This is a genomic window from Neobacillus sp. KR4-4 (assembly GCF_042136325.1).
Taxonomy (GTDB): Bacteria; Bacillota; Bacilli; order Bacillales; family Cytobacillaceae; genus Neobacillus.
This window is the reverse complement of the sequence record NZ_JBHHJU010000005.1, coordinates 37,953-52,493: the sequence shown is the minus strand read 5'-3', so window position 1 is coordinate 52,493 and position 14,541 is coordinate 37,953. Positions and strand designations below refer to the sequence as shown.

At 37.4% G+C, this 14,541-nt stretch carries 18 protein-coding genes; 14 read left to right on the top strand and 4 right to left on the bottom strand.

Annotation, left to right across the window (positions count from 1 at the left end; all coding sequences use genetic code 11):
* The first annotated feature begins 19 nt into the window (after window positions 1-19).
* Window positions 20-703, top strand: coding sequence for a response regulator transcription factor (locus ACE198_RS06950; protein WP_251457438.1), 684 nt, complete (start codon window positions 20-22; stop codon window positions 701-703).
* Window positions 704-738: 35 nt separating this feature from the next.
* Window positions 739-1,716, top strand: coding sequence for a F510_1955 family glycosylhydrolase (locus tag ACE198_RS06945; protein WP_251457436.1), 978 nt, complete (start codon window positions 739-741; stop codon window positions 1,714-1,716).
* Between the two features lie 22 nt (window positions 1,717-1,738).
* Here ACE198_RS06945 and sigK read toward each other — a convergent pair whose 3' ends face one another.
* Window positions 1,739-2,452, bottom strand: a complete 714-nt coding sequence (sigK, locus tag ACE198_RS06940) for an RNA polymerase sporulation sigma factor SigK (RefSeq protein ID WP_026563502.1) — start codon at window positions 2,450-2,452, stop codon at window positions 1,739-1,741.
* A 344-nt stretch (window positions 2,453-2,796) separates the two neighbouring features.
* Window positions 2,797-3,336: a CDP-diacylglycerol--serine O-phosphatidyltransferase gene (pssA, locus tag ACE198_RS06935; RefSeq protein ID WP_026563503.1), complete on the bottom strand. Its 540-nt coding sequence runs from the start codon at window positions 3,334-3,336 to the stop codon at window positions 2,797-2,799.
* 127 nt (window positions 3,337-3,463) lie between these two features.
* Here pssA and ACE198_RS06930 point away from each other — a divergent pair, with 127 nt between their 5' ends.
* On the top strand, window positions 3,464-4,243 hold the full coding sequence (locus ACE198_RS06930) for a phosphatidylserine decarboxylase (RefSeq protein ID WP_251457433.1): 780 nt from the start codon (window positions 3,464-3,466) through the stop codon (window positions 4,241-4,243).
* A 44-nt stretch (window positions 4,244-4,287) separates the two neighbouring features.
* Here the strand turns inward: ACE198_RS06930 and ACE198_RS06925 are convergent, their stop codons facing one another.
* Complete coding sequence (locus tag ACE198_RS06925) at window positions 4,288-4,428, bottom strand: sporulation histidine kinase inhibitor Sda (RefSeq protein WP_251457430.1); 141 nt, start codon at window positions 4,426-4,428, stop codon at window positions 4,288-4,290.
* Window positions 4,429-4,898: 470 nt separating this feature from the next.
* Here ACE198_RS06925 and ACE198_RS06920 point away from each other — a divergent pair, with 470 nt between their 5' ends.
* The 8 genes from ACE198_RS06920 to ACE198_RS06885 are packed head-to-tail and all read left to right on the top strand — an operon-like array spanning window position 4,899 to window position 9,948.
* Window positions 4,899-5,414, top strand: a complete 516-nt coding sequence (locus ACE198_RS06920) for a YqeG family HAD IIIA-type phosphatase (RefSeq protein WP_026563506.1) — start codon at window positions 4,899-4,901, stop codon at window positions 5,412-5,414.
* 3 nt (window positions 5,415-5,417) lie between these two features.
* Entirely contained in the window at window positions 5,418-6,524 is a 1,107-nt protein-coding gene (yqeH, locus tag ACE198_RS06915) for a ribosome biogenesis GTPase YqeH (RefSeq protein ID WP_251457427.1), read from the top strand.
* Between the two features lie 32 nt (window positions 6,525-6,556).
* Window positions 6,557-7,396 (top strand): shikimate dehydrogenase, encoded by an 840-nt coding sequence (gene aroE, locus ACE198_RS06910; RefSeq protein WP_251457425.1) that lies wholly within the window; start codon window positions 6,557-6,559, stop codon window positions 7,394-7,396.
* Window positions 7,390-7,680: a ribosome assembly RNA-binding protein YhbY gene (gene yhbY / locus ACE198_RS06905; protein WP_098575567.1), complete on the top strand. Its 291-nt coding sequence runs from the start codon at window positions 7,390-7,392 to the stop codon at window positions 7,678-7,680. Before aroE ends, yhbY begins: the two co-directional genes overlap by 7 nt.
* 24 nt (window positions 7,681-7,704) lie before the next feature.
* Window positions 7,705-8,274, top strand: a complete 570-nt coding sequence (locus tag ACE198_RS06900; protein WP_251457422.1) for a nicotinate-nucleotide adenylyltransferase — start codon at window positions 7,705-7,707, stop codon at window positions 8,272-8,274.
* The gene (gene yqeK, locus ACE198_RS06895; RefSeq protein WP_098575565.1) at window positions 8,264-8,830 is read left to right on the top strand and encodes a bis(5'-nucleosyl)-tetraphosphatase (symmetrical) YqeK; all 567 of its coding nucleotides are present in this window, start codon (window positions 8,264-8,266) and stop codon (window positions 8,828-8,830) included. Before ACE198_RS06900 ends, yqeK begins: the two co-directional genes overlap by 11 nt.
* A 3-nt stretch (window positions 8,831-8,833) precedes the next feature.
* Complete coding sequence (gene rsfS / locus ACE198_RS06890; RefSeq protein WP_251457419.1) at window positions 8,834-9,190, top strand: ribosome silencing factor; 357 nt, start codon at window positions 8,834-8,836, stop codon at window positions 9,188-9,190.
* Window positions 9,187-9,948, top strand: a complete 762-nt coding sequence (locus ACE198_RS06885; RefSeq protein ID WP_251457416.1) for a class I SAM-dependent DNA methyltransferase — start codon at window positions 9,187-9,189, stop codon at window positions 9,946-9,948. The genes rsfS and ACE198_RS06885 overlap by 4 nt, the downstream gene beginning before the upstream one ends.
* Before the next feature lie 55 nt (window positions 9,949-10,003).
* On the opposite strand, the gene comER is transcribed toward ACE198_RS06885, so the two are convergent.
* Window positions 10,004-10,828, bottom strand: coding sequence for a late competence protein ComER (gene comER, locus ACE198_RS06880; RefSeq protein WP_375375076.1), 825 nt, complete (start codon window positions 10,826-10,828; stop codon window positions 10,004-10,006).
* An 87-nt stretch (window positions 10,829-10,915) separates the two neighbouring features.
* Between comER and ACE198_RS06875 the strand changes: the two genes are divergently transcribed.
* The 3 genes from ACE198_RS06875 to ACE198_RS06865 all read left to right on the top strand — a co-directional run bounded on the left by ACE198_RS06875 (window position 10,916) and on the right by ACE198_RS06865 (window position 14,497).
* Window positions 10,916-11,557 (top strand): helix-hairpin-helix domain-containing protein, encoded by a 642-nt coding sequence (locus ACE198_RS06875; RefSeq protein ID WP_375375075.1) that lies wholly within the window; start codon window positions 10,916-10,918, stop codon window positions 11,555-11,557.
* 74 nt (window positions 11,558-11,631) lie between these two features.
* Window positions 11,632-12,090 (top strand): ComE operon protein 2, encoded by a 459-nt coding sequence (locus ACE198_RS06870; RefSeq protein WP_098575560.1) that lies wholly within the window; start codon window positions 11,632-11,634, stop codon window positions 12,088-12,090.
* A 79-nt stretch (window positions 12,091-12,169) separates the two neighbouring features.
* Window positions 12,170-14,497 carry a DNA internalization-related competence protein ComEC/Rec2 gene (locus ACE198_RS06865; protein ID WP_375375074.1) on the top strand — a complete coding sequence of 776 codons (2,328 nt, stop codon included), beginning with the start codon at window positions 12,170-12,172 and terminating at the stop codon, window positions 14,495-14,497.
* Window positions 14,498-14,541 lie beyond the last annotated feature (44 nt).

The following is a 14,541-nucleotide window of genomic DNA, read 5'->3' as shown; positions in this document are numbered from 1 at the left end:
TTTATGGGAGTGGAAGTTCGTGAAAAAAATACTACTCGTAGACGATGAACCAAGAATGTTAGATTTACTTTCCCTTTATCTAACTCCCAAGGGATATACCTGCATAAAAATGACTACTGCTCGTCAGGCCATTCATTATTTGCAAGAAGAGAAAAAAGCAGAAATCATTTTGTTAGATGTAATGATGCCTGAAATGGGGGGGTGGGAAGCATGTCAGGAAATTCGAAAACACTGGGACATCCCAATCATCATGCTAACCGCACGAAGTGAAAAAAATGATATTGTAAAAGGTTTAAACATGGGGGCAGATGACTATATTTCAAAACCCTTTGATGAAGAAGAATTACTTGCTCGTATTGACGCCGTTTTAAGAAGAAAAACAGGTTTTACAGGATTGATTGACTTTAAGGGTCTTGAATTGAACGAGGACTCTTTCAGTGTTGTTTTCAATAATCAGCAAATCCCTGTAACACCAAAAGAATTTGCTTTATTAGCGCTTTTCCTAAAAAATCAGAATAAAGTGTTTACCCGTGAACACTTATTGACAACAATCTGGGGTTATGCGGCTCAGGCAGAAGACCGGACAATTGATTCCCATGTTCGTAATTTACGAGATAAATTACGAAAAACAGGATTTCCAGTTGATGAATATTTGACAACCGTATGGGGACTGGGGTATAAGTGGATGGATAAGGATTCATAAGTGAATACCTCATAGTTTAGTATGGAGGGAAAAAAGTGAAGAAAACAATGAAAGTCTTTCTTGCAATGTTGATTGGAACCATGTTGCTAGTGGCCTCAGGCTGCCAAGACACAAGCCAAGAACAAAAGCAGCGGCCACAACCAGAAAAGAAAGAAAAGGTCACCTATGATATTATTCAAGCAAAATCATTAAAAGTAGATCAGATTCTTGGTATTGGTTATCCAGGAAATGATTTTGCTTTATACGTTGCGACCGATAAGGGCTTAAAAATGTTTAACGGTTCAAATTGGTTTGAAACAACAACGAACCAACATGAATACTATAGTTTTCAAGCGGTAAGTACTGGTTTTATTGCAAGCGGACATCCGCAAAAAGGATCGGGATTAAAGGACCCGCTTGGTATCATTCAAAGTGTCAATAAAGGACAAACTATCAGTAAACTATCCTTCTACGGTCAATCGCTTTTTCATTTCATGGGGGCAAGTTATTCAGGAAAAGGTCTCTATGTTATTAAAGAAGACCAAAATGCAAAAACCTTAGGCCAAGGCCTGAACTATTCTAAGGATAATGGGAAGACGTGGAAAAATAGTACATTAAAGAATTTTAATGCGGATTCCTATGGGAGGATTGCCGTTCATCCGAAAAATGGGGATATCATCGCGATGCCGACACGGTCTGGTATTTATTATTCGACCGATAAGGGAAATACGATGAAACAAATTACCAATCCATTTATGGTTACGTCACTTACATTTAGCGGAGATTCAGTTTTATTTTCAAGTGTGGAAAATAAGAACATATTATTAAAAACGATTAATCCTGCAACCGGTGAACAAAAAAATATCGAGATTCCCTTCCTTGATTATGAAAATCCAATCACTTACTTAGCAGTTAATCCTCAAGATCCTAAGCAAATAGCTTTCACCACCATAAATAATGATATCTATGAATCGATAGATGGTGGAGTTAAATGGAATAATCCGATGCAGAATGGAAAAACAGAGCTGAAATAAACTTTCGGCTCTGTTTCATTTCTTATTTTTTCTTTTTTTCTTTCTCAGCCCGATAAAATTCATGGAACATTTTCATTAAGGCGCGTTTTTCAATTCTTGAGACATAGCTTCTTGATATGCCCAATTCTTTCGCAATTTCTCGTTGTGTTTTTTCCTTTTGCAGGTCTAGTCCGAAGCGTCCGACAATTACTTCTTTTTCTCGGTCATCGAGAACTTCAATGTATTTCTTTACTTTCTCAAGTTCCATGTTCAACTGAATTGTATCAATCACATCTTCGGATTCTGATTTTAGTACATCGATTAATGATATTTCGTTTCCTTCCTTATCTTGACCAATCGGATCATGTAAGGAAACATCTTTTTTTGTTTTTTTAAGGGCCCGTAAGTGCATCAAAATTTCGTTTTCAATACAACGTGCAGCATAGGTTGCTAGCTTAGTTCCTTTTCCTTCTGAGTAGCTCTCGATCGCTTTAATTAGCCCAATCGTTCCAATCGAAATTAAATCTTCCGAGTCTTCCCCTGTGTTTTCGAATTTCTTGACTATATGCGCGACCAGTCTCAAATTGTGTTCAATTAGCATATTACGCGCATGTGAATCCCCCTCTGCCATTAAGCGAAGATATTTTCTTTCTTCTGCAGCAGATAGGGGTTGAGGAAAGGCATTATTTTTAACATAGGAGACAAGGAATAAAAATTCTTTCATTAAATATCCGAGAGCTGTTAAGATTCCAGACATCCGCATCTACCCCCGTCTTTTTTGGCCATTTCGCCTATTATTAATTCCTATGAAGGAAAAGGGAAATTGTGTCTGTCCATAAACTTTTTTATTTGAGAGACATTTTTTTGGCGTAGTGTTAAATAAACTAGTCTGTTGATTTCCTCTCCAGGCACTTTGCTTTCCGCGGGCGTTGCGGGGAGCCTCCTCGGCGCTTTCAGCGCCTGCGGGGTCTCCCCTGCCCCGTACTCCCGCAGGAGTCTTCGTGCCTTCCGCTCCAATCAACAGCGGCAAAAATTCACTTCGAAATATAACCAGAAAAAAACATCCATCGTCGGAGTGATGGATGCTTTAAGTTTCAATAATTAGACTTTTTTCAGTTTAAATGGACTTACCATAAGGAATGATAGAATGATGGTTATGAATAAGAATGATTGCGATGGAATATAAGGAATGGCCAAGTAGCTTAGAGTTGCTAAGCAACCTGCTGCGGTAATGGGTAAACCTGTAAAGTATCCATTGCTTTCCGATATATTGAAGCGTGCTAATCTGAAGGCACCACAACCAATGTAGAAAACGGTGAAAAATGAACCCGGTCCGCCAAATTCATGTAAAATTCCTTGATATAGTAATAGTGCAGGTGCTACACCAAATGATATAATATCACTCATGGAATCTAACTGTTTGCCTAATTCCGATTCGATATTAAACTTTCGTGCAACCATGCCATCAAAACGATCTGCCAAAGCCGCAATAAAAATTAACAGCAAGCTTAATCTTAGATTCCCATGAAGCCCGAATATAATTGCAAATCCGCCAAGCGATAAGTTTGTTAAGGTGAGTACATTAGCTGTTTGGGATTTAAGTTTTTTTATTGTTTGATCAAGTACGTCCAACAAAAACATTCTCCACATCACTCCTTTTTTTAGCCAAAAGGGAAATCAAATTTGTTAATTTATTCTATATTATTTAATTTTAAGCGTTTTATGTCTTTTCGTAAAGAGTATTTTTACACTATTTGGGGGTAGTTCGATGATTCAAGGTCTTTATCGTTTCATGATTGAGTTAACCAATGGCAGGTGGACTTCAGTTATATTAAGAAGGTTTGCTCGTTCATCTGTCAGTCGTTTTATGATACCATCCTTCGCCAAGATTTATCACTTAAACTTAGAAGAAACGGAGAAGGATTTGTCAGACTATGCTACTCTTCATGATTTATTTGTTAGGACACTGAAAAAGGAAGCAAGAGTAATTGATAAAAACGAAGAAACAGTTGTTAGCCCTGTGGATGCAGTTATTGAAGATGTTGGCCCAATTACAGAAACAAGTGATATTCTGGTCAAGGGCAAGACGTATTCCATTAAAGAAATGCTCGGCGACCAAGAATTATTAGCCAAATATATACATGGTACATATATGATCCTTTATTTAAGCCCAAGTCATTATCATCGTATTCATAGTCCTGTTAATGGAGTCGTCACCAAGCAATGGACGCTGGGAGCTAAATCATATCCTGTCAATAAGCTGGGATTAAAATATGGGGTTCGAACGCTTGCCAAAAATTATCGGGTAATTACTGAAGTTAAAACAGATTACGGGCATGTAGCCATTGTTAAGGTAGGGGCAATGTTTGTTAATTCGATTGAAACCACCCACAAGGGATCCGAATTAGAAAAGGGCGGAGAATTAGCTTACTTTAGTTTCGGTTCAACGGTTGTCTTGTTATTCGAAAAAGATATTTTTCAAATCGATTCAACCATACATACCCCGAAGGACATTAAAGTGGGAGAGAAAATTGGGATTTTTAGATAGTACGAAAGAAAAATGGGCAAAAAGAAAAGCCCGATTAGGGCGGATTATGAAGACATTTTTATTTTATGGTATAAGGAACGTCGCAGCATTTCTGACTCGATTAGTCCAATAAATTCAGGACTAAGGTTTAATTCTCTTGCTTTAAAATACGATTCAATTAGTAATTCATCTGAAAGTTTTCGCACGGCAAATTCCACCTCCGATTTGCAAATAAAGTGTTCTATTATAGGAATGATAAACATAAAATGGTATGTTCAATGGTGTACCCTAAATCTACCAAATTTATTCCTATAGAACAATCGTTCCAATTATCCACATATTCTGGTGGATAACTTGTGATTACTTTGTTTATAAAATGATGAAAAGTGTATGATTCAATGGGTATAATGTTAATAACTTTATCCACAATATTTGGAAATGATGAAATTTGTCGAAAAATATTTTTAATCTTTTTATCAAGTGGATTTTTTTATTGCTGCAAGAAGAGATTCTACGGATGAACATGGAGAGATAAATTATTCATCATGCATTATCATGTTTTGATGAATAATAAGTTTAAAACTTCTTTTAATCTTTGAAACAAAAGTTAAAATTGGTTATGATGGTACATGTGAAAAAAATGAACGAATTTTGATGTCAATGAGGTGTTAACTTAGTGTTAAAACAATTTTTACCGAATGAGCATGTCAAAAGCATTCTTGATATATCTCCTGAGCAGTTAAGTGCCAAAGGAATAAAGGGGATCATTACGGATTTAGATAATACGTTAGTAGAGTGGGACCGTCCCTTTGCTACTCCTCAGTTAATTAAGTGGTTTGAGGAAATTAAAAGACACAATATCCTGGTGACAATTGTATCTAATAATAATGAAGAACGAGTCAAAGCTTTTTCTGATCCTTTGAAAATTCCGTTTATTTTTAGGGCGAGGAAGCCTTTTGCAGTCGCTTTTCATAAAGCAATTTCACAGATGGGAATAAAAAAGGAAGAGGCTGTAGTAATTGGAGATCAGTTACTAACAGATGTACTTGGCGGAAACCGGGGTGGATTTCATACTATCCTGGTTGTCCCTGTTGCGCAAACGGATGGCTTTTGGACAAAGTTTAACCGTTTTGCTGAAAGAAGGATTTTAAATTGGTTTCGAAAAAAAGGTATGCTTCAATGGGAGGATTAATGTGTGAGTGAACATCAACATATATGTATGGGTTGTGGAGTAAAAGTTCAAACCGATAACCCAGAGGAACTAGGATATGCACCAACATCAGCTTTGGAAAAGGACATGATTATCTGCCAGCGATGTTTTCGTCTTAAGCATTATAATGAAGTTCAAGATGTCAGCTTAACGGACGATGATTTCTTGAAAATATTAAATGAAATGGGTAAGTCAGATGCTTTAATTGTCATGATTGTCGATATTTTTGATTTTAATGGCAGCTGGCTCCCAGGGTTACACCGTTTTGTTGGAAGCAATAAAGTGCTTCTTGTCGGGAACAAGGTAGATTTGTTACCCAAATCTGTAAAACATAGCAAATTAATTCATTGGATGAAACACGAGGCAAAAGAACTTGGATTAAAGCCGGAAGATGTATTCCTTGTTAGTGCAGCGAAAGGGTTGTTTGTTCGAGAAACCGCGGCCGCCATTGATGAGCATCGAAACGGTAAAGACGTCTATGTTGTGGGTTGTACAAATGTTGGGAAATCTACCTTTATTAATCGAATTATTAAAGAGGTAACTGGTGAAACCGATGTAATTACCACATCTCATTTTCCAGGAACGACATTGGATATTATCAAAATTCCGCTCGATGATGAAAAGTCATTAATTGATTCTCCTGGTATTATAAACCATCATCAAATGGCGCATTTTGTTGATAAGCAGGATTTAAAAATTATTACCCCTAAAAAGGAAATCAAGCCTAAAGTATTTCAATTAAATGAAGGTCAGACTTTGTTCTTCGGCGGGTTGGCTCGCTTTGATTATATTAGCGGCGGCCGTAGGTCATTTGTTTGTTATGTCTCCAATGAATTAAATATTCATAGAACTAAAATGGAGAATGCCGATGAGCTTTATGAAAAACATGTGGGGGAAATGTTAACTCCGCCACGTATGAATCAAATCGATTCCTTTCCGGAACTTGTGAAACAGGAATTTACCATAAAAGAAGCAAAAACAGACATTGTATTCTCTGGGCTTGGATGGATTACTGTCAATGAGCCTGGTGCGAAGGTAGCTGCTTACGTGCCTAAAGGGGTACAAGCATTAATTCGGAAATCCTTAATATAAATAGACAATGCTTAATGGGTGGGGGGATACTGGTGAAGAAATTATATGCTGTTTTAGGGGATCCAATCGGACATTCAATGTCTCCGTTTATGCTTAACGATTTATTTTCCTTTTATAACATGGATTCCGTTTATTTACCATTTCATGTAAAGTCTGAGAATTTACAAGATGCTGTCAAGGGTTTAAAGGCAGTGGGTGTCGGTGGATTCAATGTAACTGTCCCACATAAAAGCAATATTATTCCCTTTTTGGATGGTATAGATGAATTGGCTGAAAATATCGGAGCGGTCAATACAGTTGTGAATGAGAATGGTCAATTAATTGGCTATAACACGGATGGTCCTGGTTTTTTAAAAGGATTAAATGCTATATTACCTAATTTAACAGGCCAAAAAGTTTTAATTATTGGAGCCGGCGGCGCAGCGAGAGCCATCTATTTTACCTTGGCAAAGGAAAACACTCAGAGATTAGACATTGCCAATCGTACAATGGATCGGGCTATTGGATTGATCAATGATTGCCCTTATTCCGTTGATTCTCGAGCGTGTTCTTTTGAAGAAGCCATTGAATCATTAGGTGAATATGATTTAATTATTCAAACAACATTGATCGGCATGTCTCCCAAAATTTATGAGCAGCCGATTGCAATAAATAATGTACGGAATCAGTCAGTCTTTTGTGATATCATATACAATCCACTTGAAACACAATTTTTAAAAGACGCACGTCAAAATGGAGCAAGAATCCAAAACGGAATAGATATGTTTGTTTATCAAGGTGCGCTAGCTTTTGAAAAATGGACAGGAATATTCCCGGATGTAGAAAGAATGAGAGATAATGTGTTAAAACAACTAGGAGGAAAAACATGTTAACAGGAAAGCAAAAAAGATTCTTACGTTCAATGGCCCACCACTTAGATCCTATTTTTCAAGTAGGTAAAGGGGGAGTAAATGAAAATATGATTAAGCAAATTGCTGATGCACTTGAAGCAAGAGAGCTTTTTAAAATCAGCGTCTTGCAAAATTGTGAAGAAGACAAAACCGTCGTTGCTGAGCAATTAGCAGAGGGTACAGGAGCAGAAATTGTGCAACTAATTGGTAACACGATAGTTCTCTATAAAGAGTCTGTAGAAAAGAAGACAATCAAGCTTCCATAATTGAATGTATAAGGAGACGAGCTCATGAAAAAGGTGGGGATATTGGGAGGAACCTTTGATCCTCCGCATTACGGACATCTTTTAATTGCAAATGAGGTTCTTTCCAGCCTTCATCTAGATGAAATTTGGTTTATGCCAAATCAAGAGCCTCCACATAAGAAAAAATCGGAATCGATATCAAATGAAGACCGCCGGCAAATGCTTGAATTAGCCATCAAAGGAAATGATGCTTTTCGAGTCGAAACGATTGAACTTCATAGAAAAGGCCCTTCTTATACAGTCGATACGATGAAAATGATCAATGCCCAGTATTCTGACCATCAATTTTTCTTTATTATTGGCGCTGATATGATAGAATACCTCCCAAAATGGCATAAAATTGAAGAGCTGATTAAACTGGTCCAATTTGTTGGAGTTGAGAGACCAGCATATAGCAGTCAAACTGAATACCCTGTCCTTTACGTAGATGTGCCAGCAATGGATGTATCATCGAGTATGATACGTGAGAGGGTAAAAAACAAACAGACCATTCGGTATCTATTGCCGGATTCGGTCATTCAATATATCGAGGAGAAGCATTTGTATGGAACGTGAAGCGGCCTTAGAACTTGTTAAGAAACAATTAACCGACCATCGTTATCAGCATACCTTAGGAGTAATGGAGACAGCAATCGTCCTTGCAAAGCAATATGGCGGGGATGAACAGAAAGCAGAATTAGCAGCCATTTTCCATGATTATGCAAAATTTCGGCCGAAAGAAGAAATGAAGGAAATTATCGCTAGTCAAGGATTCCCAGAGGATTTACTTCATTTTAATTCAGAATTGTGGCATGCCCCTGCTGGTACGTACTTGGTGGAAAAAGAAGCGGGCATAACCGACCCTGAAGTGTTAGATGCCATTCGTTATCATACATCAGGAAGACCAGGAATGACCCTTTTAGAAAAAATAATCTATTTGGCCGATTACATTGAACCTGGCCGTCATTTTCCAGGTGTGGATGAAGTAAGAGAAATGGCGAAAGAAAATTTAGATAAAGCATTAATTATGGCAATTAAAAATACAATTAGCTTTTTATTAAAAAAGAATCAAACGGTTTACCCTGATACATTCTATACGTACAATGACCTAATCGCGAAACTGGAGGATTGATTCATGGATAATTATGAACTACTAAAAATTGCCGTAAAGGCTGCGGATGACAAACGAGCGGAAGATATTCTTGCATTAAATATGAAGGGGATTTCCCTAATTGCAGATTATTTTATCATTTGTCATGGTAATTCAGATAAACAAGTACAAGCAATTGCAAGGGAAATAAAAGAAAAAGCGCAAGAGCAAGGATGTGAAGTAAAAAGAATAGAAGGCTTTGATGAAGCTAGATGGGTATTAATTGACCTTGGTGATGTCGTTGCCCATGTATTTCATCGTGACGAACGAAGCTATTATAAGTTGGAACGCTTATGGGGCGATGCACCAATGGAAGATATCCTTAGTGAGTTAAATACATGAGGTATCAACAATTCGCGTATCTTTATGATGAATTAATGAAGGATGCACCCTATGAGGAGTGGGTCGAATTCGTTAAAGATAGGTGCGTAAAATATCATGTTGAGGGCACTCGCTTCCTTGATTTAGCATGTGGCACGGGTGAATTATCTGTCCGTTTAGCCCAAGATGGTTTTCAGGTAACGGGTGTCGATTTATCTGAGGATATGCTAGCAGTGGCCCATGCAAAAGCTGAGGAAACAGGGCTAAGAATTCCATTTTTTCAACAGAGTATGACAGATTTGGAAGGACAGGCGGAGTTTGACGTCATTGGTATTTTGTGTGACTCGTTAAATTATCTCCAAACTGAGGACGAAGTTAGGGAAACTTTTTCAAACGTTTTTCAGCATTTGAGCACTAAGGGAATTTTCCTCTTTGATGTCCATTCCATTTATAAAATAGCTCATCTATTTATAAATCAAACATATGCTTCAAGTGAGGAAAATGTTTCCTTTATTTGGAATAGCTTTGCTGGAAAAAGTCTAAATAGTGTCGAGCATGAGCTGAGTTTCTTTGTTCTGGACGAACAGACCGGTAAGTATGACCGCTTTGATGAGCTTCATTTTCAACGTACATATACCATACAGCAATATTCAAACTGGTTAATTGAGGCCGGTTTTGAAGTCCTGGAAGTCAGCGCGGATTTTGAAAATACCGACCCTCACTCACAATCAGAACGAATCTTCTTTGTAGCAAGAAAACATAAAGAAAGCCATCTATAAAAAAAGATGGCTTTTTTATCATAATAAAAAAGGAATTTGTCAGTTCATAGCGAAATTAATAATTTGAGAATTGTGATTCGACTTTATCAAGGTCGTCTTTAAATTTTGCTTTTGTTGCCTGAAAGATATGTTCAAAAACATCCCCGAGTTCATTATCTAATACTTTTATTCCTTCACCTGTAATTCCGCCCTTAACACATACCTTATCTTGTAGTGACGGCAAGGTGTAATGCCCTTGCTTTAATAATTCACCTAGTCCGACAATCATTTCACTAGCCATCGTCGTTGCATCATTTTCATTAATTTCAGTCTCTTTAACTGCCGCATTAATGAAGCTTTGGAGTAGATAACTGAAAAATGCAGGACCACAACTTACGATATCAGAGGCAGCCCTCGTAATTTTTTCGTTGATATGGACTGGCACTCCAATTTTAGTAATTATTTCTTCGATCTTCCTCTTCCATCTCTCACTGCAATTTTCTCCATAGGTAATCAGCGTTACCCCGGATAATGCTCGGTTGGTAATACTTGGGATTACTCTTGCGACTGAACAGGAAACCTTTTTTTCAATTTGGCTTGTACTGACAGGACTCGTTATCGTGATTACACATTTTTTTGGACTTAACCGTGGTTTAATTTCATGTAAAATTTTATATACATCTAATGGTTTGACACAAACAAATACCAAGTCGGACTCAGCAGCTACTTCTCCTGGATTTGCCCCAACCTTTATTTCTTTATATTTATCTTTAAGCAACAAGGCTTTTGATTTTGTTCTGTTTGTAATGATCATAGAAGCAGGGGAAATGGCTTTTCCTTCAATCATGGCTTCTACCAACATGCTCCCCATATTACCAGTACCGATAATACCTATATTCATTGTTCCGACCCTCCTCACATGCAATTATTCTTTTATAACCATATGAAATCAGGTAGTGAAATATACCTTTAGAAAGGAAGGATCAAAGTGAAAGACTGGTTGATTGAACACAAGATTTCTGTTTTGCTGGGGGCTTTATTAACTTTAGGCGGTATTTATTATTTTTATGTTAGTGATTCTGCAACCACTTCCCCCGTTAACACACTTAGTATGGAAGAAAAGGTTCAAGAGAATGTGGGAGAAAAAGGAAGTACCCAATCCGGCAACCAACCTGAACTACCAGAAAAAATTATGGTGGATGTGAAAGGACAAATTAAACAGCCTGGAGTTTATCAAGCAAATACGGGTGAAAGAGTGATTGATGTTATTAGCCGGGCTGGTGGTTTAACGGATAAAGCAGACCAAGGCATGGTGAATTTTGCCGAACACGTCAAGGATGAAATGATCATTTACATACCCGCAAAGGGAGAGGAGGGTCTTTCTTCACCTATTACCTCATCAGGTAACCCAGCTTCGTCAGTTGGTAGTCAAAATGAAGCAAAAATTAACATTAATAAGGCAGATGAAACAGAACTGCAGAATCTTCCTGGCATCGGTCCAGCTAAGGCAGCGGCCATCATCGAATATAGGAATACAAGCGGCCCATTCAAAACGGTTGAAGATTTAAAAAATATCAGCGGGATTGGGGACAAAACGTTTGAAAAATTAAAGGATTTGATTGCTATATAAAAAATCTTTATTTGACCAAAAAGGACAAGCACTATTACACTAATAGAGAACGATCAAAAAAGGGAGTGGGAGAAGTGGAGAGAATTTCTTGGGATCAATATTTTATGGCACAAAGCCATTTGCTCGCACTTAGAAGCACATGTACCAGGTTGACCGTGGGTGCAACCATCGTTAGAGATAAACGAATAATTGCCGGGGGATACAATGGTTCCATAGCTGGCGGTGACCATTGTATTGATAAGGGGTGTTTTGTAATTGACAATCATTGTGTCAGAACGGTCCACGCAGAAATGAATGCATTACTGCAGTGTGCTAAATTTGGTGTTCCAACCGCTGACGCTGAAATTTATGTCACCCATTTCCCGTGTCTTCAATGCTGTAAAGCAATTATTCAAGCGGGGATTAAAACGGTTTATTACGCAGAGGATTACAAGAATCATCCGTATGCAATTGACCTTTTTAAACAGGCAAACGTTACAATTGAGAAGGTTGCTTTAAACGAGTCAGTGATGGATTTACGGGTGGTTAAATAATAATTTTTTCAAATGGACGCCGGTTATGTGCCGGCCTCCCTAAATCTAAATAAATGAAATTCTAAATGGAGAAAATCGAATGAATCGAAAATATCTTTATTTTGCCATTGCCGCTTTATTTGGTGTATTATCTTCGCTCTATAAGGTCCTTCCCTTTTTCTTATTACAAGTCTTTGTTCTTTATCTTCTATATATATACAAACGTTTTTCCACCTTGCAACTAACAAGTATCACCATTTGTTTCTTGATATTCTTTTTTATTGGCCTTCATTCTAATTCAATAAATAAATCGGTTATCCCCGCTCCTACAACAACTTTTACGCTTCAATATACTCAAGACCCCAAAATTGATGGCGATCTTTTACAAGTGCAAGCAATCGAACAACGCTACAAGGAGAGGGTCTTAATTCGTTACAACATTTCATCTGAGCAGGAAAAAATGAATTTAAAAACAGAAATGTTTTATCAAAGATTATGTACCGTATCAGGTACCTTAGAAAAACCGGCGACCGCCAAAAATCCTAATTCGTTTAATTACCGAGCTTATTTAATGAGGAAGAACATTTATTGGATAATGGAAGTACAAGTAAATCCGCTTCAACATTGCATTCCGCTGAAACCATCTCCGTTAGTGATCATCAAACAACTGCGTTATACAGGAATTAACTACCTCGAGTCGCACTTTCCCGTGGAAATTGCTTCCCTTTCAGCTGCATTAATTTTTGGCGACACAAATTTATTTGACCCAGATGTATTATCAGCTTATCAAAAAACGGGTCTTGTCCATTTACTTGCAATCTCTGGTCTCCATGTCTCCTTATTAATCGCGATGGTTTTTTATCTTGGGGTCCGCTTCGGACTTACGAGACAGTTCATGATTAATTTCCTTCTAATGATCCTTCCAATCTATGTGATATTAACTGGTAGTTCGCCCTCTGTTATTCGCTCAGGACTAATGATTTTTGTTGTCTTACTTACTGTGAAGTGGCGCACTCGACTGAAGTTACTCCCACTTGATGCCATTAGTTTGGCTTTTATTGCTTATTTAATAGTTAGTCCAATGGTGGTTTTTGATGCTGGCTTTCAACTATCTTTTGCAGTGAGTCTAGTCATCATTTTATCTGCTAATAGTATTCTTACAGATTATGCTAATCATTTAACACGGATGCTTGCGACTTCATTAGTTGCTCAATTAGGGGCACTGCCATTCTTGCTGTATCATTATTTTGAGGTTTCATTAATTGGCATTATCGCCAATTTGGTCTATATTCCGCTCTTTTCATTTCTATATCTACCGGGATTATATCTTTTGTTTTTTATTCAGTTTATTTTCGGAACAACTCCACCATTTCTTACTAAATTCTTTTTAATCATGATTACTGTCGCTAATCACCTTATTGAATATCTCTCCGATTTTACTTTCTTCCATTTTACTCCCGGGAGACCCAATTTGATTTTACTCATCACTTATATTTTACTGCTGCTTGCTATTTTTTATCTTTGGGAGTCAAAAACGTATCCCAAAAGAAAGGCTTTCCTGATTTTTTTAAGTATCATGTTGGTAATTTCACAAAAAAGTTGGAACTGGTTATCCCCATACGGGGAAGTAACAATGATTGATGTTGGTCAAGGGGATAGTATCTTAATCCATTTCCCACATTCAAAAGGGACCTATCTCATTGATACAGGTGGAACCATGCACTTTGCTGAAGAAAAATGGCGAGAACGTGCAGAACCCTTTGAAGTGGGAAGGGATGTAGTTGTTCCATTTTTAAAAGGAAAGGGAATAACGCAAATTGATAAACTAATTTTAACGCATGGGGATATGGATCATATTGGGGGGACAGTTTCAATTATAAAAGAGCTTAAAGTTAAACAAATCATAATGCCTGCTGTGGTTGAACCATCGAGTACTGAACTTGATATTATTAAGGAGGCCAAAAAATTAAATATTCCAGTCATAAAAGTTTCGGACGGCGATCAGTGGACAAATGAAGAAAATGGCTTTTTTATTGTGTCGCCAGAAAAGAATTATAAGGGAGAAAGAAATGGAGGATCCATTGCTTTTATTGCTCAATTAGGAGGTGTAAGTTGGTTTTTCGGAGGAGATCTAGATCAAGCAGGGGAAGAGAAAATCATACGTCAATATCCTCATTTACATATTGATGTGTTAAAAGCTGGTCACCATGGCAGTAAAACTTCAAGTGCAGATACTTTTATTAACCAAATAAAACCAAAAGTCGCCCTCATTTCAGCAGGTGAAAATAACCGCTTTGGTCATCCCCATCAAGAGGTGCTTAAACGGTTAGAAAAAACAAATACGATTATTTTTCGTACAGATCTACAGGGGGCAATCACCTATAAATTTTATCATCAAAAAGGAACCTTTTACCCGTATTTACCATAGGATAAAGCATCTTAATAATTAAAAAAGACTGCATCATTGCAGCC